Genomic DNA, 21,584 nt, shown 5'->3' with positions numbered 1-21,584 from the left:
TTTCTAGTTCAACCTATTCTAAATCCCCGGAATAACATTACGCTTATGTGCCGTTCTCCGGTAATAGTTCTCAAGCTTCTCAGCTACTTCAGGGTTAACCTGTTTACCTTCCAGATAGTCGCTGTTATCGTCATAAGTAATGCCCAGCTCGGTTTCATCCGTCTGACCCGGCCATAAGCCCGCCGTAGGTGCTTTTGTGACAATATCCGCAGGCACACCGATATGTGCAGCCAATTGACGTACCTGACGTTTATTAAGTGTGGATAGTGGTGTAATATCTACAGCGCCATCGCCCCACTTCGTGTAGAAGCCGGTAATCGCTTCAGAAGCATGATCCGTTCCTACTACAATCAGATTGTTCTCAAAAGCGAGTGCATATTGCATAACCATACGTGTTCTGGCTTTAACATTTCCTTTGCCTTGATGCGTCATATGGCGGTGTTGGCCTATTGATTTCAGACCATGCTCAACTTCAAGGGCAATTTCATTTACCGCTTCCTCAATGTTGGTCTCCACAGTATGAGTCAGATTAAAAGCTTTGGCAACATCATAGCTGTGCTGAATATCTTCCTGAACCCCATAAGGCTGGAATACTCCAAGTGTCATATACTCTGTGCCTTTTTCTGCCGACAGCTCGTCCGTAGCCTGTTTACAAAGACCCGCGGCTACCGCACTGTCCACTCCACCACTAATGGCGATCAATAATCCTTTAGCCCCTGCGTTCAGCACGTACGACTTTAAGAAATCAACCCGTTTTCGTGCCTCAACCTCTACATCAATCGTTGGCTTCACGCCAAGATCCGCAATAATTTCTTTCTGTAAACTCACCAAACACACCTCGTTCCATCAGAAATGGTTCCATATCCATCAAAATATCCACCCAAACGAAGCTCATGCTTCTAAGCATATTCTATCCCATTATTGCTCTTATATTTTGAAAAATCCCGCATGCAGCCGATTTGCCGGCTGATGCGAGATTATATGGAATAACTGTTTTTACTGGCACAAACGATTGAAGACTTCTTTCAATTCAGCAGCAATTTCAGCAGCCGAACGATCTTCTACGCCATGACGTTCAATAAAGTGAACGAGTTCTCCATCCTTCATCAGTGCGATGGAAGGTGAGGATGGCGGATAAGGAGCAAAATATTCACGTGCTTTAGCAGTAGCTTCTTTCTCTTGACCTGCAAACACTGTGAACAAGTGATCCGGAGTGATTTCATTTTGCAAAGCCTGAGCTACACCTGGACGACATTGTCCAGCAGCACAACCACAGACCGAATTTACGACTACAAGCGATGTTCCTTTTGCGGTTGGAAGAGTTGCTTCCACCTCTTCTGGAGTCATAAGCTCCTGAAACCCGATACTTGTCAGGTCATCACGCATAGGCTGAATTGAATCTCTCATATATTGATTAAAAGACATGGACATTTCTCTGCACTCTCCTTCACATTTCAACTGTTTGTCAGATAATATTACAGCAGTACTTACTAACTTTATTATACATTCATACTCTGTGAAAGCAAGAGATGCTGTAGAGGGTGATTCAATCTACGAGCGAACCCCGCTGGGTTCCTCCTTATCCAATGGGAAGGAGATCGTAAAAACCGTGCCCTCTCCTTCTACAGACTCTACATTTATTTTACCGTTATGCCGCTCCACAATACTAAGACACAAGGATAAGCCTAGACCTGTTCCCTGAATTTTCGTCGTAAAAAAGGGTAAAAACAGCTTCTCGCGTTGACTTTCTGACATACCAACACCGCTATCGGTGACAATCAACTCCACTTTATCATGAGTACTGCGTGTCTCCAGCGTCAGCACCCCCTTGGGTCCCATAGCCTCCATACCATTACGTCCTAAATTGAGAATAAGCTGCTTGATTTCCCGGACATTTAGCTCCAATTCATGCAGTGATGGGCTCAGCTTCAGTTCCACACTTTGACCGCGAAGATTAGCATCAGCCCACAGCAATGGACTAACTTCTTCTATAATATGGTGCAGCAGCACCTTCTCTTTATCAGAAACCCGGCTCTGTGCCAAGGATAAAAAATCATTAATAATACTATTAGCGCGGTCCAGCTCTTCCATCACAATCTGATAATAAGAATCCAATTCTTGAGCACTCTTTTCTCTCATCAGCTGCAAAAAACCCCGAACTACCGCCATAGGATTACGAATCTCATGGGTAATTCCAGCAGCCATCTGCCCGACCAAGCTCAAACGTTCCACATGATCCAGCTCTACACGTAGTTTTTCCTCATTGGTCATATCCTGCACAATAATTACAGCACCACTTGTTACCCCTGAGCTCTTATGCATTAACGGCGCTGAATAAATCTGATAGATGCGCGACTCATGAATCATTTTTTCACTGGAACGCCGTTTAGAGCGGATATTATCACTTACCCGCATATATGCCTGTGTATCCACTGAGCTGTGAAAAAACTTTTTTACCGGTTCGTCAATAATATCCTCTTTTCGCAAATTGGGATAATGAGCCCGCATCATTCCTAACATACAATCATTAAGATCAGTTACAACTCCGTGTTCATCCAGAGACATAATACTTAGAGGAACTACATTGGTAATCTGCTGCAGCTTCTCGGACTCCCACTGGAAACTTTCACTGATATTCTCCATCTGTACTTTATCCTGCAATCTACTTCTAACCATCTCAACATAATATACAAAAATACCACCTAAAGCGATGGTGAAAAACAGATATACCGTAATCAGAAATGCTTGCACGGAATTTGATTCATATATATTTTCCCCGCCTATAATCGGGACTAACGCAATAAATAGCATGCTTGGACAAAGAATCATCCATAACATACCGATCTTCTCAACTACTGTACCTTTCTTAAAAGGTTTGGCCAGTCCAAACAGTAGCGGATATAATAAAACCCCTGAATTCAATATCACGTTACTGATTCCTGTAGGCTCCGCAATGATTACATTGCAGATAAGCAAGAAAATGGACAGCAAAATGCCCGAACGGGTAGTTCCATATAAAATACCAATATACGCAGGGATTAATCCTAAATTCAAATAGGCTACACCAAACAGAGTTGTCGAAAGAAGAGAGCACAGGATAAGACTAAACGTACACGCCAAAATTAAAAAGGTCTGATCATTTGGGAGCTTCCCCTTTTTCCGAGTCACAAATCTACGGTCCACCCACCATTGAAAAAGAAAAAGAAAGGAGCATGCTGCCGATATTTGCAATAAGATATCCTTAACCGCACCAATAATTACAATCACACCCCAAAATGGACAAATTACCCTACATGCTTAGATTAAAGCACAGGATTACTCTCCTGACAACGATAATCACCTAATGATTGGACAAGACTGGTTACATGTGAATCAGAATGGTATGATTCCGTTAGGAATACCCGCGGAAATCGCTTCCGTGTCTTAACATGTAAAGGAGTAAAATTTCATGAGCAATTACGATGTGATCGTCATTGGGGGCGGCCCTTCGGGTCTAATGGCAAGCGTGGCCGCTGCAGAACACGGGGCATCCGTTCTGCTAATCGACAAGGGAGCAAAACTAGGCCGAAAGCTCGGAATATCCGGTGGCGGACGCTGCAATGTTACCAACGTCAAGGAAAGAGACGAGCTAATCGCCCATATTCCAGGAAACGGGCGTTTTTTGTATAGTGCCTTCGACCATTTTAATAACCAGGATATCATCGCCTTTTTTGAAGGTTTAGGCATTGCATTAAAAGAAGAAGATAACGGGCGGATGTTTCCCGTTTCCGATAAGGCCTCTAGTGTCGTATCTGCCTTAATTAGCAAAGTACGGAGTCTAGGCGTGCAGATTATGACCGACAGTCCCGTCTCAAGAATAATCTATAACGAAGGGGCTGTTAAGGGAGTCCAGCTGAGCTCGGGCAAGACGATCGCCTGCACTGCTGTTATCATCGCCACCGGAGGCAAGTCTGTACCACAGACCGGCTCCACTGGAGATGGCTACCCTTGGGCAGAAGCCGCAGGGCACACGATCACCGAGCTGTTTCCGACAGAGGTGCCGATTCTTTCACGGGAAGAATGGATTAAGTCCGGCGAGCTGCAAGGCCTGTCGCTACGTGATGTAGCCCTCACTGTGTGGAATCCTAAAGGAAAGAAGGTCATCTCTCATCGAGGAGATATGATATTCACCCATTTTGGATTATCAGGGCCCATTGCACTGCGGTGCAGCCAATTTCTGAGACAGGTCCAACGTAAATCCGGCACAGATACGGTGGAGATGTCCATTGATCTCTTCCCTGATCTGAACACACAGGAAGTAGAATCAATGTTGCAGGATAAGCTGGATCAGGAACCTAAGAAAGCGATCCGCAATTCGCTGAAAGGACTGTTGCCAGAACGTCTCATCCCCCTCTTGCTGACTAAAGCTGACTTAGATGGGGATACAACTGGCTATCATGTCTCCAAGAATGGGTTGCTTCTATTAGCTGGGATTTTGAAACGCATGCCGGTTTATGTGCATGGCACCCGTTCCCTATCCGAGGCCTTTGTTACCGGGGGCGGGGTAAACCTGAAGGAGATCGATCCCAAAAGAATGGAATCGAAGCTTATGCCGGGGTTATTCTTCTGCGGCGAGGTACTCGATATCCATGGCTATACAGGAGGCTACAATATAACAGCGGCCTTCTCAACAGGATATACAGCAGGCAAACACGCTGCTGACATTCGACTGGGATAATCTCTAATGCAACGTGAATATCCTCCAAGCAGCTTACTACTTTGAAAATGGCGGTCTGCGCGATTCTCTCATTAATTGGAGAATCGCTCCTCTGTTTTGGGTTCCTCAGCTGCTATGTGGAGCGTCTGTCCTAATCAGCTACTGCGGCTTCGGACCCAGATGACGTTATTTGCGAATTTATCACCTTATGGGCAGTGTTTCGGACTCCAACGACGCTATTCATTATAGCGAGGCTCATATATGGTGTTTTTGATGGCAATAGCAACTATGGAGTCCGTTAGCATCCCAAAAGTGGAAAAATAGTATGTTTAGGGGCAGCTGTATCCGATAGGCTAGCTAGGTACCTCATACGTACGTGCGTGCTGCAATAGATCGAATCAAGACAAAAAAAGAAGAGTGCCCCAGCAGCCTTTTCACGGCTTATGGGGCACTCTTCCGTTCTATTTATATCTTTATTTCGCTAAGCGAAAAGTTCCAAATATTCTTGAGCTAAACAGTGCAACGATATAACCTAGCGGGATGAACAGGATAATCCCAAACCATCCATATAAGGAAATACAGATCAGCGCAGAACAAATGATTGAAAAAGGAAGCAGTAAGATAGGGACCGCACGCAGCCCCGCTTCGGCTTTTTGTTCCTTTGAAAACGGCAGAATTCCGATGTAATCATCTCCCACGAATAACGACCAGAACGACAACAGCCAATTGGTCATGAGAGAAACTAAAACTATAAAGCCCAGCCATTTGAACCCTGATGGAATGATAAATATCGCTAGAAGGGACACAGCAGTAAACGATAAGTAGAGCTTTAAATGAGCCGGATTCCGTACAAGTGCCTTAATCGCTGCCGCAGAGAAACGATTCTCGGCAGTTTTTGATTTTAGCAAAGGCTGTGATTTCCGGAAAATCCACGGCTTATGGCGGGTCGGACGTGGCTTATCCAGTACACCGCGGAGTAATAGGGCCGCTATTTTCATCCGCTGCTTATAATCTTCACGCACATCGTTCATGAATGTCCCACGCATCACTATACGCCGCTGAAGAGCGATTACCGCTACGACTGCAAAGAGTGCTGCGATCAGCAGCATAAAAACTGGACTGTTGTTCCAAAACGTAGCTGCACGGAAATAAATCCCACAAGGAACGGAGATGGCCAGAATCAGCCACAGCCAGCGCCGCCAGCCTTGCTTTTGTACTTTTACAATATGCCCAAGTAATTTAACGCACCAGCTACATGCCAAAGTCAGAGCGAACAGCGCCCATACCTCCGATGACAGCATTCCATATCCCCGAACCAGAAAAGGTAATAACAGCACAAAAGCTGCACAGAACTTCAACGATGTTACGATCAGGCTGTACAGCAACCCGCGAAACATAATCGTATTTATCCATCGCTGCCGTTGTCTTAGAAATAATAGATCGCCTTCCTGCAATAATAGCACCAGTCCCCCTCTACAGAGCAGGAGCACTAATAATGAAGGAATGAGCATAAACGGCAAATCTCCACTCCAAGCTGGCAATGCCTCGTTCCAGAACCCGTAATATAACCGTCCTCCCAGAAATCCCCCGGGAATCAGTATATATAACAGCACAGTCCAATCGGCAGCCGTACGGATAATAGCAGATTGCTCACGCCAATGAGAAAATAATCGCCGCCAGAATAGCTTTTTGGAGGTAGGAAAAGCAAACCCTCGCTGCTTCTGCTTACTCATGTCAGTTCGTCGAAGCAATCAAACAACGACGCCTCCGGCAACCCAGCATAATCACGTATATCTTCGAGCGTTCCAGCAGCGGCAACCCTGCCACCCGAGATCAGCACAAAATCATCGCAAATTTTCTCAGCAGTATCCAATACATGCGTAGACATTAATACACCAGCTCCGCGCTGCCGCTCCGCTTCCAGCAGTCGCAGGAAATCTTTAGTGGCCCGAGGATCCAAGCCGATAAAAGGCTCGTCCACAATATAAACATCCGGCTGCACCAAAAAGCCAAGCATCAGCATCATTTTCTGTTTCATACCCTTAGAGAAGCCAGCTGGAAGATCATCACGGACATGATTCATGCCGAACTGCTTCAGTAACCTCTCCGCCGTTTCTTGAAACTGCTCATATTTTAGTCCATAAGCAGCAGCAGCCAAATCTAAGTGCTCCCATAAGGTCAGGTCCTCATAAAACACCGGCTGCTCCGGTACATAAGCATAGGATTTATTAACTCCATTAAAGGAGACCTTAGCTTTGGTATTCTTAAGCAAACCGAGCAGTGTTTTGATTGTAGTACTTTTTCCCGCACCGTTTGGTCCGATCAGTCCGAGCAGCTGTCCACGCCGCACCTGAAATGAAATATCGAATATGCATGGGGCACCTGCTTCATAGCCTGCTTCATCGATCTCAACATCGAGTACAATCTCTTCGTCGCTCTCGGTATCCCCTGTTATTTCTACATTCTCCATATTCGCCAACTCCTAAATATTTCTAATGAATATTATTATCGAAATTCCAATCCAGAAAGATAGCTTCTCTAATCGTACTATATATACTTTTTCCAAGGAAGCAAACTGATTTTTTCACAGCTCAGAGAACTACTCTCCTATTTAAAAAAGAAACCTCCCATTAAAGAGAGGTCTGTCCGAGAAGCTCTAGGTTATTTGTTGCTGAAATTTCTTCTTCACGTTTAATTGCCGCTTCATCTCTACGCTCGATTTTACCACGCAGCATTAACAGTAACACTCCGAGCAGGGCTGTAAGCAAACCAGAGAGAATGAAAGCCGGGACAGGTCCTGACGCTGTAACTAAAGCCCCACCGGCCACAGGTCCCAAGATAACAGCCGCACTTGTTAGACTGCCTATAGTTCCAAATACACGGCCCGTGTATTCCGCAGGGGTCCGCTGTTGCAGCATAGAATTGAAGGGAATGAATGCAAGGCCTGCTCCCACACCAGCAAACATAAAAGAACCAAATAAAGCGATGTTCATCCATAATCCAGCCTGACCGTGGGCAGTTACAATTCCTGCACTTGAGAAAACAACCCCCATAATTACAGCTCCCAATCCCATAAAGACGAGCGTATGTTTACCACTGCCTATACGGCTTACAAGCAGGGCTGACAGTAAGGTGCCAAGACCACTGGCTGCCACACACCAACCCAGCAGATCACCGTTCACACCCGGAATTTCCCGGAATAACGTTACAATCTGCGAATCACCAATTTGCAGCATTAGCAGCACTAGCACCAGCATAGCAATCCCGCAAAGTACTACAGGCATTCCCGCGATCACCTGCAGACCCGCCGACATTTCTTGGCGAAAAGACTTCTGAGCACCATTCTCCCCTGTGCTATCCTCTGCTGCATCTTTCTTCAGTGCAGCCGCACGCGGCAGTCCTATTAAGATGACCGCCGATAAAATGAAGGTAGCCGAGTCAATCACATAACAAGCGGCAATACCAAATGCGGCAACCAGCAGTCCACCTAGAGCAGGACCTACAATTTTGGTTATTTGTTCAATAGATGAGCTAAGCGCCATGGCTTTATCCATCTGGGCCGCAGGGACAAGCTCCTTGAGCTTTCCGCTTTTGGCTGGTGAAAAGAGTACATCCATGATCCCTTTAGCCACCAGCAGGACATATACCTGCCAGAGAGAACCTGCAAATACCAAACAAACAACGATTCCGGCACGAGCTAGATCCGAACCAATCATCAGCGCCTTGCGGTTAAAACGATCACTTAAATAACCTGCGAACGGTCCTCCTAAGAGCAACGGCACAGCCATACATAAAGATATAGCCGTAATTTCCCACGGTGTCGCATTCCATTTAAAACCTACCATTGTCAGTAGCGCTAGGATATGCAACCAGTCTCCCACATTCGATACAAGCTGTGCGGCAATAAGCAGCATAAAGGGCTTATTCGCCGTTAGCTTTCCTTCTTTTGAATCATGAGCCAGCCGTTCCTCCATCTTACTTCACTCCCCGTTACTATTTCTCGATGAAGTAATAGTAAAATATTGGAGAACATCAATCATCCGTCTGGAGGCGTAAATAGCGCTTGAACCTAAGGCTGAAATTCTTATCCTTTCAAAGACTGAAATCAAAAAAACCTTCGTTTTTATCGTATTTAAAAAATTGTTTGATTTTTAATAATTAAAAGTGTGCTCATTGTGACAAATCACATGTTCTTCATTCGCTCTTTCACGTATTCTAAGGTTATCTCAAGGTTCGTTGCACAGGTAACCCGTGCACTAATGACTATTGATTGCAAACTGTGCGATGAGTTCACACATGATTAACGATAGAGGGTGGAGAAGCATGATACAATCTTACGAACGTGATACGCAATTAACACTACATTTGTACCGGGTATTTGCCAAGTCTTTTAAGAGCATTAATGAACATGCTGTTACCGGCAGCAAAATTGAAGGTTTTAATCCGACTGCCTTTGCCGTTATGGAAGTGTTGTACTATAAGGGACCACAACCCATTCAACAAATTGGCGCCAAGCTGCTGCTGCAAAGCGGCAACGTTACTTACGTAATCGATAAGCTTGAGGAACGCGGCTATTTGCAGCGTAAGCCTTGTCCGAGCGACCGCCGTGTGATTTTTGCGGAGCTGACTACGGAAGGTGAACGTCTCATGAATGAGATGTATCCGAAATATTCAGAACGCCTGCATCTTGCTTTCAGCGGTCTGAATGATGATGAGAAGGAACAAATGATTGTTCTGCTCAAAAAGATGGGTCTACAAGCTGAGAAGCTATCCCCTCTTCCTCGTAAGTAAGAGTCGCTTATTTATGTGTTTTAGACAAGCTGTTATTGATTTCTGTTAATAGTAAAAAGAAAACCAATAGGCGATTCTCCGATTTATTTGAGAATCGCCCATTGGTTTTCTTTGTTCTGCGGCAGCTTACTTGAGCAGATGATATAAGTCCTTATGACCCCTCTGAGCAAAATTTGAGTGCCTTTTTACAGCCTCCGTTAGCCGAACATTAGTTGAGAACTGATCAGTTAGGGCAGTAAGTCGATGCCGAAGACGGACCTTGAGATCCGCTTTTGGCAAACCTCGGATCATAGTCATCCTTATTCGGCAGGACTAGCGAGCACACTTCCGACTGGATTTGGCGTAGCACACCTCCGATTGGACTTGGCGTGCACGCTTCCGATTGGACGTCCCTTCTAGCTAACCGTAACTATAACTCTCAGTAAAATCCACTTTTGATATAACCCGCTATATTTTCGCCGCCCGATCTTGATGGGAACCTGAGCAGTAACTAAAGGAATAACTGCATTCTATACAGCTATTTCGTATGCAAATCGGATTATTCTAACTTTAAGTGTATTCTGTACAATTAAAAACCAGAAAAAGTACCCCTAGGCGAGTAAATCAAGAAAATAGATGTACTAAATACAGCTATATCCATTGAAGAGTTAACGGCAGGATTATAGTTGTACAAAATACAACTAAATTTGCCTAACGATTGCTTCCACTGCTTCCATCGACGCTCTACTCTAGAGGTTGCATCAATCTGGCGTGCCACCCATCCGTTATTCCATGTGTCATTCCATGTGTCACTCCATACGTCATTCCATGTGCTACTCTCCGTTAGTCCATGCGTCTTTCCGTGCGTGATTCCATGCGTCTTTCCGTGTGTCATTCCATGTGTCTTTCCGTACGTCACTCCATGCGTCATTCCATATGCCACACCGTCGGTCATTCCATGCGTCACTCCGTACTCCACTCCAGGGAGTTAATTCGTATGGTTCAACCACTTTAACACGCTATCTACCTAATAAGTTATGCCTTTTTCAAGGACGATGAAGCATCCTCTACTGAAGGCACACCCTTGCGCAAACCCCAGGAAATTATCAGCGACAAAACAGCGAAAACTGCCATTACGATAAATAATGAATGAAGACCACCTTCAAGGGCATCACGCAGACTGTTTGATACTTCCCCAGACAGGTTGGTTCCTGCATGTGATCCAAGCAGCTTATTAATATCATCTCCTGAGATGTTCGAATCTGGTTGTTTTCTTAACAGCTTATCAATATTCAAGTTCAGCCAGGAACCAAAAATAGCCACCCCAACAGTCTGTCCTAAAGAACGCGTGAACGCATTAAGCGCTGTAGATGCTCCCCGTTGCTCATACGCAACAGAGGACTGCGCGATAATCGTAAAGACTGTAGAAGAATACCCAAAGCCAACTCCACAGACCAGCATCAAGCATAAGAGCAGCAGCTGTGAAGACTCCCCTGTTAAGAAAGCCAGACCAATAGCCCCGGCAGCGATCATAATCAATCCAAGCATTGCGGTTCGACGCGAACCCGCTTTTAGAATCATCCGCCCTCCGGCGATCGAACCAAACATCCAGCCTACCGACATCGGCGCCAGTAGCAAACCTGAGATGGCGGCGCTTTTTCCGGATACACCCTGCACCCATAATGGCACATACGTAGAAAGCCCAATAATTAATGTGCTTACCAGCAGGTTAGCGCCTGTAGATACTGCGATATTGCGGTTCGAGAATAGACCCAGCGGCAACATAGGTTCAGGAGCACGACGCTCCACAAAGAAAAATAAGACTAGCAGGATAACAGCCACACTTAGAGTTGCAATTAGCAGTGGGGATGTCCACTCCAGATTCTGTCCTCCTGTGGAGAGACCGAAGAGTAATGCGCCCATACCAGCAGCGAACAGCAGCACCCCTGCCACATCAATTTGTGCTTTCCGGCGTACCTTTTCTTCCTTCAAATAACGGGCAATAAATACCATTGCTAGTAAACCAAATGGCAGATTAAAGACAAATACCCAGCGCCAGCTTAGGTAATCTACAACATATCCTCCAAGAAGAGGGCCTACCAAAGAGGAAATCCCCCATACAGAGCTAAGTAATCCTTGTGTCTTCGCTCTCTCTTCAATACTGTAAATATCCCCGATAATGGTAAAGGTCATTGGAATGAGCGCACCCGCGCCAATCCCCTGTATTGCCCGGAACAGGATCAGCTGCTCCATACTTTGCGAAATACCGCATAATAATGAGCCTAATAAAAAAACAGCTGCCCCCCACATGAACACCGGCTTGCGTCCAAAGAGGTCACTGATTTTGCCGAAAATAGGAGTAGTAATAGCCATTGCCAGCAAATAAGAAGTGAATATCCAGCTAAGCCACTGCATTCCCTGAAATTCACCTACGATAGCTGGACCCGCTGGTCCTGTTACCGTTCCTTCAATCGCAGCCAAAAAGGTAGCTAGCAGCACCCCTATCAGTATTAATTTACGTTCTAAATCCCCTGTTGACTTCAATGTTCCAAACCCTCTCTTTATGTAATCAAATCATTGCCATTCCCCACGCAGAAGCGCATGCAGAGTCACATCCTGAAAGCCGGAAGGGGTCTGACGATATTGACGCAGTATACCTTCCTTCTGAAATCCGAGCGTTTGAACCAGCCTCTCCGCACGATTATTATCAGGATGACACAGCGCTTCTATCCGATTCAGCCCCATCCTATTGAAGCCGAAGTTGAGCACTAAACCAAGCGCTTCTTTCATATATCCAAGCCCCCAAAAGGCAGGCGCCAGATCGCAGCCAATTTCCCCGCGGTAAGCTCCCTGTAACTGCCAATAGTTATACCCGCAGCTCCCTATAACTTCACCTCCGGGTCCTACAATACTCCAGCGTAAGCTGTCCTCTTCCTGAGCCATCTGTGATAAAAATGCAATCAGTTGCTTAGTCTCTTCGATAGAGGATAATGCTGGAGCCCCCAGCCAGCGGGTGACCTCTGGATGAGACCAGATCTGATACAATGCTGAAGCATGTTCAGTAGTCATAGCACACAGCTTCACTCTACTGCCGACCAGTGTGGGTATCACTCCATTGCAGATATACAAGTCTCTGCCCCCCTTCAACTTATCAATTATACATCATTCAAGAGTATATCCTTAAGATAAAAGTTCTAAATTCTTTAACATTGAAAAGAACAAATTCTACGCGTTAACGTAAAAAGACGTCTGCAGCAGGGAGCAAACACTCCCTAAATGCAGACGTCTTTTTATTAAACTTAACTACAATGATTTCATTCCGCTTCATGAATAACTTCACTGCATAACACCTGAAGTTTGGCTCGAATATCCTTGAACTCTTCAATTCCAGTCCCCGTAATACTGTACCCTTCGGTATGGGCAGTCAGAAAGTTGTCCAGTGTCAGCTTTTCCAATTCCTGTTTCACTTCGCGTTCTCCTACACGATACCCCAGATCTTCAAGTCCGAGCAGCATCTCTGAGATCGTCACATCTTTATCCCGTGCACAATAAAGCATATGAATTCCTATGAACAAGTTCTGTACATCAGCGCGCATATTCCACCTCTTCCGGCTATATAGCCTTCGGTATTTATACTAGCATTACCCTCTGACCGATCCCCGGAAACATTATTGTGGCTGTTCCGCATTTCATGGACTTCATGGAAGATTCCATATTGTTACAGATTGGTATTGTCGCTTGACGTATTATGTCTAGCTGTACTATGTTGATAATTACAGTTAGGAGTTCATATTTGAATTTAAAGTACAGGAAGGTGATGCTTCATGTTTCAAGCTATGCCTTACGATGGAACACGCAACGAGCAGTTTGAAGCGGTTCTAATCCAACTAGAAGCATTAGTAAAGGACGAACCAAGTGCAACGGCCAACCTGGCCAATGCTTCGGCACTGCTTAAACACGCTATGCCGGATACGAATTGGGCCGGTTTTTATTTATTTGATGGCAAGGAGCTTGTGCTCGGGCCTTTCCAAGGTCTTCCTGCCTGCATCCGCATCCCGTTGTCTCGTGGAGTCTGCGGAACGGCTGCTGCGGAACGACGCACGTTAGTAGTAGGAGATGTGCATGCATTCCCGGGACATATCGCCTGTGACGCCGCTTCAAACAGCGAAATTGTCGTCCCGCTGATCAAGGATGATCGTTTGCTTGGCGTACTCGACATCGACAGTCCGCTGAAAGATCGTTTTGATGATGAGGAACGCCGGTTCCTGGAGCGGTTCGCAGCCCTGGTATCGGAAGTTATCTAAAGCAGCTCTATAGAGCATAAGAAATAGGCTGTCTCATTTGTAGGAATCTCCTACTTATAAGACAGCCTATTCTTGTTGAGCCTATAGCCGTACCGGACTGATATTCCAAATCTCCGCCGCGTAGCGGCTAATCGTGTTATCACTTGAGAATTTACCGGAATGACCAATATTTATAATAGACTTTTTCAGCCACTCCTGACGGTTGCGGTATGCCCGGTCAATCTCGACATGAGTCTCGACATAACTTGCGAAATCCTTAAGCACAAAGAATTCATCGTTATTATCCAAAAGAGAATGGAAAATGGTCTCAAACTCCGCACCATGACAGCATATAGGTCCCGGATTAACCAACTGATCCAATACTTCCTTCACACGGCTATCCCCATTGTAGATATCACGTGCGTGATAGCCGCCATGCTGATAATAATCCATTACCTGCTCAGCACGAAGACCGAACAGGAACATATTGTTGTCCCCTACCATCTCATGCATTTCCACGTTAGCGCCGTCCATCGTACCTACGGTTAATGCACCGTTCATCATAAACTTCATATTCCCCGTACCGGAAGCCTCTTTACTCGCTGTAGAAATCTGTTCACTAATATCCGCAGCAGGAATGATCTTCTCGGCCAAAGATACCGAATAATTCTCAAGGAAAAAGATACGAATCTTGCCTTTAACATCCGGATCTTTGTTGACAGCCTCCGCCACAGTATTGATCAGCTTGATAATTCGCTTCGCCAAATGATAGCTTGGTGCCGCCTTTGCTCCGAATATAAACGTGCGCGGTACCATATCCATCGAAGGATTATCTTTGATTTGGTTGTACATATGCAGAATATGCAAAATATTTAGCAGCTGCCGCTTATAAGCATGCAGGCGCTTCACCTGAACATCAAAGATAGAGTCGGGGTCTACATGTACTGAATGCTTGCTGTAAATGTATTCAGCCAACTTGAGCTTATTCCGCCGTTTAATGCTGGCTACTTGTTCCTGAAAGGAAGCATCCTCACAATATTTAATCAAGCCAATCATCTCTTGCGGATGGCTCATCCAGCGGGTTCCTATCGATTGATTGATAAGGTTAGCCAGATCCGGATTGGCATGCATCAGCCAACGCCGGTGAGTAATCCCATTCGTCTTATTATTGAAGCGGTGCGGGTACATTTCATTAAAGAGCCGCATTTCGCGTTTCATCAATATTTCTGTATGCAGCGCTGCTACCCCATTGACACTATGGCTCGCCACAATCGCCAGATGAGCCATGCGAACCTGATCGTCATGAATAATTGCCATCTGTGAAATCCGGTCCTGATCACCGGGATAACGACTCATCAGCTCGCCGCAGAAGCGGGCATTGATCTCTTCAATAATAAGAAAAATACGTGGAAGCAAGTCCCTGACCATTTGAATAGGCCATTTCTCCAGGGCTTCGCTCAAGATCGTATGATTTGTATAGGACACCATACGAGTTGTAATACTCCACGCTTCATCCCATCCTAATCCATGTACATCCATCAGAATCCGCAGCAATTCAGGAATTACAAGCGTCGGATGTGTATCATTGATATGAAGTGCAACCTTGTCGGGCAGCGATTGTATAGGGAGTCCAAGCTTTCCAAAGGTTCGCAGAATACTTTGCAGGCCAGCGCTGCAGAGGAAGTATTGCTGCTTCAACCGCAACAGCTTGCCTTCGTATTGAGAGTCATCCGGATACAGGAACTCCGAGATGGATTCTACGGAACGCTTATATTCCAGAAATTTATGATAGTCTGATCCGGCAAAAGAGCCAAAGGTTCTGGTAGGCTGGGTGATGGACTCCGCGCTCCAGTTGCGCAGTGTATTCACATGCCGCCGATCTGCACCAATGATAGGCACATCATACGGAACTGCACGAACGGCCTCATATTGACTATGCTCAAAGACAAGACGCCCGTTCTCCTCGCGAGTCTCAATCACGCCCCAGAACCTTACTTCTACCTGCTTGTCTTCACGACGCACTTCCCATACATTATCATTTTGCAGCCAGTAATCGGGCAGTTCCACCTGATACCCGTCAACGATTTTCTGCTCGAACAGGCCGTATTTATAACGTATGCCGCAACCATGCCCCGCATATTGCAGGGAGGCCAGTGAATCCAAGAAACAAGCAGCTAGACGTCCAAGTCCTCCATTGCCAAGCCCAGCGTCGGCTTCTACCTCCTCTATATCCTGCAGCGAGAAACCAAGATCGGCCAATCCCTCACGCACGACCTCCAGCACGCCCATATTCAGCAGATTGTTCCCCAGAAGTCTTCCGATCAGAAACTCCATAGAAAAATAGTATACCTGCTTATCCTTATCCGTCTTATACTTTTGATTGGTATCCGCCCAATTTTTCCCGGCATTCTCGCGAATCATGTTGCCTAATATTTTATAGACATCAGCATTCGAGGCTTCCTCCAAAGGTTTGCCCAATTTACTGATGAGCGTCTCGCGAAACACCTGTTTGAAAGTTTCTTTATCGTTAAACAACAGCAGGTTCCTCCTGACAAAAGCTTTTTTTAGGGATGCATTAGACTATGCCTGTAGATCAGATAGGTTATACTGTTTCGTTTCATCTAATCCAGTTGGTTTATATTTTGCTGCTCTTGGCGATCACAAATGGACGTTTACTATCCCCGACGAGAATTCGATTCTTACTTAAATGTACGTCCTTATCCATGATCACATTCTCAATAACAGCATCTTCCTCTATAATGCACTTCTGCATAATTACAGAGTTGATGATCTTCGCTCCTTTACGTACCTGAACCCCACGAAAGATCACGCTGTTCTCCACCGTTCCAGCTATAATGCAGCCGTTAGCCACCAGTGAATTGCTGACATTTGCGCTCTCTAAATATCGGGTAGGAGCCTCATATTTAATCTTCGTCTGCACTGGACTTTCTTTGAACAGACTAAAGTAATTCTCCTGCTGAAGCAGCTCCAGACTATTCTTATAATAGCTTTCCAATGAATTAATTACGGCATGATAGCCATGATACTCATAAGCAGCGATTTTGAATTTATGGCGGTTTTTCTGGATCACATCACGGAAAAAGTAACTCTCCCCATGTGCAATGCAATGTTCCACCTGCTCCAGGAACAGTTTTTTCTCCATAATGAAGATATCGAGATATAAATTGGGATGATCCTTCTCATGATGGATATTGGTCACATTATTCTCTTCGTCCACTTCAATACGCTGGCATAACTCATGCTCTGGCTGTAATTGCTCTATTTTTTTGTATACTACTGTAACATCGGCACCCTTCTCCAAATGGTAGCTGTACAAGTCCTGGAGATCGATAGTATTAATATGCTGGCTGCCGGAAAACACAATATATTTAGCAGATCCCCGTTTAAAAAGATCCAGATTATTATGATAATGCTGAAGGTCGCCAAGAGAAGTATCGGTGGGATCATTCCAGTCCGGAGGCAAAATAAATAGTCCCCCATGCTTGCGATTCATATCCCAAGATTTCCCGTCACCCAAATGGTCCATTAAAGAACGGTATTTACGGCGAACAAACAGGCCCACGCTCTCCAGATCCGCACGCATCATATTGGAAAGCACGAAATCTATCAACCGATAACGACTGGCAAAAGGTACGGCTGCACCACAGCGGAAATAAGTGAGTTCATTTAATTTATCGAGTTCATGATCCAGATTAATTACACCCATGAGTTGCTTCATCGGAATCCACCGTCCTCTTATAATTTATAAGAAAGTATAAGTTTCACTATATACTTTATCCTTATAAATCTCGCATAAACGCTTACCGTCCCTAGAAGGACGCCGAAGGCGTTTTAGCTTGATTATATGGTTTTGGCCACAGCTGATTTACGTTTTTTGCTTTTATTGTCGATCAGCAGAATTTCGTTCTCGTTCTCCCGCTCGATGCCTATTTCCATATAATCGTCGATTACCGTATTTTCACTAATAATCGCTTTATGAATGCGTACGTTCTTACCAATCTTAACCTTAGGCATAATTACGGAGTCCGTAATCACACTGCCTTCACCTACTTCTACGCCATAAAAAAGAACCGAGTGCTTCACTTCACCATGCACAATGCAGCCTTCATTAATAATGCATCCTGACACTTTCGCCCCAGGTGCGACATATTGAGCAGGTTGATTCGGATTGCGTGTAAATATGCGCCAGCTGGGATCATTTAGATTAAGCGGTGGATTATCGCTCAGTAAATCCATATTCGCTTCCCACAGGCTTGCTACCGTACCAACGTCTCTCCAATACCCTTCAAAAGGGTACGCAAATAAAGAGTTCCCGTCTTCCAGCATCAAAGGAATGATATCCTTACCAAAATCGTGAGATGACCCTATATTCTCTCCGTCCTCCAGTAAATGCTTGCGGAGAATTTCCCATTTAAAGATGTACACACCCATAGAAGCTAGCGTGCTTTTTGGCTGTGCAGGCTTCTCTTCAAATTCGTAAATTTTCAGATCGTCCTCCGTATTTAAGATTCCAAATCGACTTGCTTCCTCCAGCGGAACGTCAATCACAGAAATCGTGCAATCTGCGTTTCTCTCCTTGTGGTATTGCAGCATAGCATGATAATCCATTTTATAAATGTGATCACCGGATAGAATAAGAACATGCTCGGGGTCGAACTGATCTACAAATTTAAGATTTCGATAAATCGCATCGGCTGTTCCCCGATACCAGCTGCTTCCATTCTCACGTTCATGCGGTGGCAATACGAATACTCCACCATTCTTACGGTTCAAATCCCAATCACTGCCTACTCCGATGTAAGAATGTAGTATAAGTGGCTCATACTGTGTCAATACACCGACAGTATCAATACCCGAGTTGGAGCAGTTACTTAAAGGAAAGTCGATGATCCGATAAGTGCCCCCAAAATAGACAGCGGGCTTGGCAAGCGATTTGGTTAAACCTTTCAATCTTTTGCCTTGGCCTCCAGCCAATAGCATGGCTACCATTTCTTTTTTCTTCATGGAAAAGCCTCCCTTGACTTATGGGTAATATAAAGTTCAGCAAACCTAGGATGAATGAACAGAATTCCAAAAAGAAGTGAATTAGAAAAGAAATACACCAGAAAGAAATGAGCCTTGATAGGAAGATGACAAAGTTGAAAAAACGAGGAAGGAAATTTTACACGTTCGGATGATCTAACCTAAAATAGGGAGAGCATTCTCCAAAATCAGGAGCCTGAATCAGGAGATTATCCTTATTGTAAAGTGTTCTATATTCTTCGTCAAAACCCTTTATCGCAATTCCGAAAATCCGGAATTTTTAACCCTGTTTGTCATTAAACACGTTAATATTCCTTATAACTAGATTAACCAATTTAAAGCCATGTGAAAGAAATTCACTCATTTATTCTAGAAAAAGAATCATTCGGTCTTCAGCAAACATTCAACCGGATATGGCATAATGAAGCTATCTATCACCGATTTGGAGGAACCTATGATGAAAGCAGTACAAGGAGTTCGACTTCTGCTCGTAGATGATGAGCCTCATATATTACAGTTCCTGGAGCTGGGTCTCCTTAACGAAGGTTTTGAAGTACGAACCGCGTCGGACGGGCTAAGCGCCATTTCGATTGCAGCTGAATTCAAGCCCCATGTAGCTATCCTGGATGTGATGATGCCGGGTATGGATGGATTCGAGGTATGTCACTATCTGCGCTCAGAAGAGACAGAGGTAGCTGTCATCATGCTTACTGCAAAAGACGAAGTGGATGATCGCGTAAAAGGACTATCTATTGGTGCTGACGACTATATGGTCAAGCCCTTCAGCTTTGATGAATTACTAGCGCGGATCCAAGCGCGGCTGCGGAATCAGTTTCCGGGGCTGCTAGGTGAGGTCCGCTGCGGTCCTTTCCGAATTGACAGTCGGCGAAAGGAAATTCGCTTCAGGGAGGAAGTACTTGAACTCTCCCCTACGGAATACGAGTTATTACAGTATCTCGTTATCAATCACGGCCTTGTACTCAGCAAGCCTATGATTCTTGATAAAGTGTGGGGCTATGATTTTGGCGGTGAGGAAAATATTGTTGAGGTCTATATCCGTTCGCTTCGTGAGAAGCTCGGAGATAAGGAGCACCGTATTATCCGTACCCTGCGGGGCGCAGGCTACCGGGTGGATCTATGAGCACTCCCATCTTCAGATGGCTTCGCAGACTGCCTGCACCACGTTCCTTGCGTAAACAGCTGCTTGCCACATCGCTGCTTATTCTATCAGGATTGCTGCTGCTAATTGGAGTCTTACAATATATCCTTATGCGAGATTTTATATACAGCAATAGAGCCGAGTCTATGGAAGCGCAAATACGTTCTGTCCCCCGTGAGATGTTTTTTAACTTTTTTAATTCCTATGACGAGGATAGCACAGGCATAAATGACACGAACAACGAGTTTAACAGCAATTTCCCGTTGGAAAGAGAAGACATGAATAAAATGCCAAGTGGGCTGCGAACTGGCGAGAACCGGCGCCCGCTTCTGCTTGATGCCCATACAACTCTCGCCATGTACAGCTCGGATGGCACCTTCAGGGATTTACAGCAATTAACCCTCTCAGATATAGCAGCACCCAGGCTGACCAATGAGCAATACGATGCGCTGCTGATTCACACCACGGATAGGGCGACAGGAAATTACAAGCTCATCCAAGCTGAAGACGGCACTGAACATCTAGCCATATTCATGAATCTTTATAGGCCTGGAAATACTAGATTGCTGCTGCAAATGAGTGTGAGCACGGGGCCATTGACGGATGTGATAATGCAGCAGCTGCTGATCTACGCAGGTTTGTCAGTGATTGCTTTATTGACTGGATTATTCCTATACTTACCGGCCCTGCGAAAGACGTTAGTTCCTCTATCTAATATGGGAGAATCGGCTGAGATCATTAATGCCGGTAATTTGGACATTCGGTTTCCAGTTGACCAAGGACAAGCCGAGATCGACAAGCTTGCTCATTCATTCAATGGTATGCTCGAACGTCTCGAAATATCCTTTCATAATGAACGGGAGGCCAAAGAGCAGATGCGCAGGTTCGCTGCCGATGCTTCCCACGAGCTTAGAACTCCGCTTACCTCAATACACGGTTTTCTTGAGGTCTTGCTGCGGGGCGCCGCCGATAATAAAGAACAGTTATATAACTCGTTGCGAAGCATGCATGGTGAATCGAAACGGATCAACAAGCTGGTCGAGGATCTGCTACTGCTCGCTCGAATGGATGGAGCTCCACAGCTGCAGATGACTGATCTGATTCTCAGCGAGGTAATTCACGAAATGAAGCCGCATCTGCTTTTGCTCGCGGATCAACGTAAAGTTACATTTGATATCTCCTATGGCATCCGTGGTAAATATGATCCCTATAAGCTCAAGCAGGTGATTCTGAATCTGTTCCACAATGCAGTTCAGCATACCAATGCCACGACAGGGAGCATTCATCTCTCTTTGCAAGCGGAAGGAAATCAAGCTCTATTAAGCGTGCGGGATAATGGCTACGGAATTCCCGGAGAGCACATCCCACATATCTTTGATCGATTCTACCGCAGTGACTCCTCTCGCACACGTAAATACGGCGGATCAGGGTTGGGTCTCTCCATCACAAAATCTATTGTCGAGGCACATCACGGCAAGATTAGTGTAAATAGCACCGTTGGCGAGGGGACAACGTTTACGGTTAGCCTGCCTTGCGAGGAAGGATTAGCCAAGGAAGAGTAACAACCGTTATAATTAAGAGGAACTGGAGCATCGCTCCACAAAACTTAAGCGTATGCTTTCGTTGCCAGTTT

The 21,584-nt window shown here is 45.3% G+C and carries 18 protein-coding genes; 5 read left to right on the top strand and 13 right to left on the bottom strand.

The annotated features are described in order from the left end of the window. Nucleotides 1-18 precede the first annotated feature (18 nt). The 3 genes from nadE to NST25_RS02975 form a co-directional block, all read right to left on the bottom strand. Nucleotides 19-828 carry an ammonia-dependent NAD(+) synthetase gene (nadE, locus tag NST25_RS02985; protein ID WP_076124401.1) on the bottom strand — a complete coding sequence of 270 codons (810 nt, stop codon included), beginning with the start codon at nucleotides 826-828 and terminating at the stop codon, nucleotides 19-21. A 168-nt stretch (nucleotides 829-996) separates the two neighbouring features. Beyond that, a complete protein-coding gene (locus NST25_RS02980) occupies nucleotides 997-1,431 on the bottom strand; it encodes a BrxA/BrxB family bacilliredoxin (protein WP_036676813.1) in 435 nt (144 codons plus the stop codon). A 120-nt stretch (nucleotides 1,432-1,551) separates the two neighbouring features. After that, a complete protein-coding gene (locus NST25_RS02975) occupies nucleotides 1,552-3,054 on the bottom strand; it encodes an ATP-binding protein (protein WP_340393287.1) in 1,503 nt (500 codons plus the stop codon). 394 nt (nucleotides 3,055-3,448) lie between these two features. Between NST25_RS02975 and NST25_RS02970 the strand changes: the two genes are divergently transcribed. Further along, nucleotides 3,449-4,717 (top strand): NAD(P)/FAD-dependent oxidoreductase, encoded by a 1,269-nt coding sequence (locus NST25_RS02970; protein WP_340393286.1) that lies wholly within the window; start codon nucleotides 3,449-3,451, stop codon nucleotides 4,715-4,717. A 452-nt stretch (nucleotides 4,718-5,169) separates the two neighbouring features. Here the strand turns inward: NST25_RS02970 and NST25_RS02965 are convergent, their stop codons facing one another. The 3 genes from NST25_RS02965 to NST25_RS02955 all read right to left on the bottom strand — a co-directional run bounded on the left by NST25_RS02965 (nucleotide 5,170) and on the right by NST25_RS02955 (nucleotide 8,670). Further along, nucleotides 5,170-6,447: an ABC transporter permease gene (locus NST25_RS02965; protein WP_340393285.1), complete on the bottom strand. Its 1,278-nt coding sequence runs from the start codon at nucleotides 6,445-6,447 to the stop codon at nucleotides 5,170-5,172. Continuing rightward, nucleotides 6,426-7,166 (bottom strand): ABC transporter ATP-binding protein, encoded by a 741-nt coding sequence (locus tag NST25_RS02960; protein WP_036676805.1) that lies wholly within the window; start codon nucleotides 7,164-7,166, stop codon nucleotides 6,426-6,428. Before NST25_RS02960 ends, NST25_RS02965 begins: the two co-directional genes overlap by 22 nt. 160 nt (nucleotides 7,167-7,326) lie before the next feature. Continuing rightward, nucleotides 7,327-8,670, bottom strand: coding sequence for an MFS transporter (locus NST25_RS02955; protein ID WP_340393284.1), 1,344 nt, complete (start codon nucleotides 8,668-8,670; stop codon nucleotides 7,327-7,329). A 349-nt stretch (nucleotides 8,671-9,019) separates the two neighbouring features. Between NST25_RS02955 and NST25_RS02950 the strand changes: the two genes are divergently transcribed. Next, nucleotides 9,020-9,487, top strand: coding sequence for a MarR family transcriptional regulator (locus NST25_RS02950; protein WP_036676802.1), 468 nt, complete (start codon nucleotides 9,020-9,022; stop codon nucleotides 9,485-9,487). Nucleotides 9,488-10,055: 568 nt separating this feature from the next. On the opposite strand, the gene NST25_RS02945 is transcribed toward NST25_RS02950, so the two are convergent. From NST25_RS02945 to NST25_RS02930, 4 genes are all read right to left on the bottom strand, one after another. Further along, entirely contained in the window at nucleotides 10,056-10,433 is a 378-nt protein-coding gene (locus tag NST25_RS02945) for a hypothetical protein (RefSeq protein ID WP_339189404.1), read from the bottom strand. Between the two features lie 68 nt (nucleotides 10,434-10,501). After that, nucleotides 10,502-12,010: an MDR family MFS transporter gene (locus NST25_RS02940; RefSeq protein WP_076124409.1), complete on the bottom strand. Its 1,509-nt coding sequence runs from the start codon at nucleotides 12,008-12,010 to the stop codon at nucleotides 10,502-10,504. Nucleotides 12,011-12,040: 30 nt separating this feature from the next. Continuing rightward, on the bottom strand, nucleotides 12,041-12,595 hold the full coding sequence (locus tag NST25_RS02935) for a GNAT family protein (RefSeq protein ID WP_076279657.1): 555 nt from the start codon (nucleotides 12,593-12,595) through the stop codon (nucleotides 12,041-12,043). A gap of 185 nt (nucleotides 12,596-12,780) precedes the next feature. Continuing rightward, nucleotides 12,781-13,062, bottom strand: coding sequence for a hypothetical protein (locus NST25_RS02930; RefSeq protein WP_036676794.1), 282 nt, complete (start codon nucleotides 13,060-13,062; stop codon nucleotides 12,781-12,783). Between the two features lie 228 nt (nucleotides 13,063-13,290). Between NST25_RS02930 and NST25_RS02925 the strand changes: the two genes are divergently transcribed. Next, nucleotides 13,291-13,770 carry a GAF domain-containing protein gene (locus NST25_RS02925; protein ID WP_036676791.1) on the top strand — a complete coding sequence of 160 codons (480 nt, stop codon included), beginning with the start codon at nucleotides 13,291-13,293 and terminating at the stop codon, nucleotides 13,768-13,770. Between the two features lie 81 nt (nucleotides 13,771-13,851). On the opposite strand, the gene NST25_RS02920 is transcribed toward NST25_RS02925, so the two are convergent. The 3 genes from NST25_RS02920 to NST25_RS02910 form a co-directional block, all read right to left on the bottom strand. Beyond that, nucleotides 13,852-16,284: a glycogen/starch/alpha-glucan phosphorylase gene (locus NST25_RS02920; RefSeq protein ID WP_076193750.1), complete on the bottom strand. Its 2,433-nt coding sequence runs from the start codon at nucleotides 16,282-16,284 to the stop codon at nucleotides 13,852-13,854. A gap of 100 nt (nucleotides 16,285-16,384) precedes the next feature. Next, a complete protein-coding gene (gene glgD / locus NST25_RS02915; RefSeq protein WP_036676786.1) occupies nucleotides 16,385-17,488 on the bottom strand; it encodes a glucose-1-phosphate adenylyltransferase subunit GlgD in 1,104 nt (367 codons plus the stop codon). Between the two features lie 122 nt (nucleotides 17,489-17,610). Further along, nucleotides 17,611-18,774 carry a glucose-1-phosphate adenylyltransferase gene (locus tag NST25_RS02910; RefSeq protein WP_038568594.1) on the bottom strand — a complete coding sequence of 388 codons (1,164 nt, stop codon included), beginning with the start codon at nucleotides 18,772-18,774 and terminating at the stop codon, nucleotides 17,611-17,613. 475 nt (nucleotides 18,775-19,249) lie between these two features. Here NST25_RS02910 and NST25_RS02905 point away from each other — a divergent pair, with 475 nt between their 5' ends. Both NST25_RS02905 and NST25_RS02900 read left to right on the top strand, forming a co-directional pair. After that, a complete protein-coding gene (locus tag NST25_RS02905) occupies nucleotides 19,250-19,933 on the top strand; it encodes a response regulator transcription factor (RefSeq protein WP_038568592.1) in 684 nt (227 codons plus the stop codon). Continuing rightward, the gene (locus NST25_RS02900; RefSeq protein ID WP_076186276.1) at nucleotides 19,930-21,513 is read left to right on the top strand and encodes a HAMP domain-containing sensor histidine kinase; all 1,584 of its coding nucleotides are present in this window, start codon (nucleotides 19,930-19,932) and stop codon (nucleotides 21,511-21,513) included. Before NST25_RS02905 ends, NST25_RS02900 begins: the two co-directional genes overlap by 4 nt. Nucleotides 21,514-21,584 lie beyond the last annotated feature (71 nt).

The organism is Paenibacillus sp. FSL E2-0190 (genome assembly GCF_037992965.1).
Taxonomy (GTDB): Bacteria; Bacillota; Bacilli; order Paenibacillales; family Paenibacillaceae; genus Paenibacillus_AQ; species Paenibacillus_AQ odorifer.
This window is presented reverse-complemented; position numbering and strand designations above follow the sequence as displayed.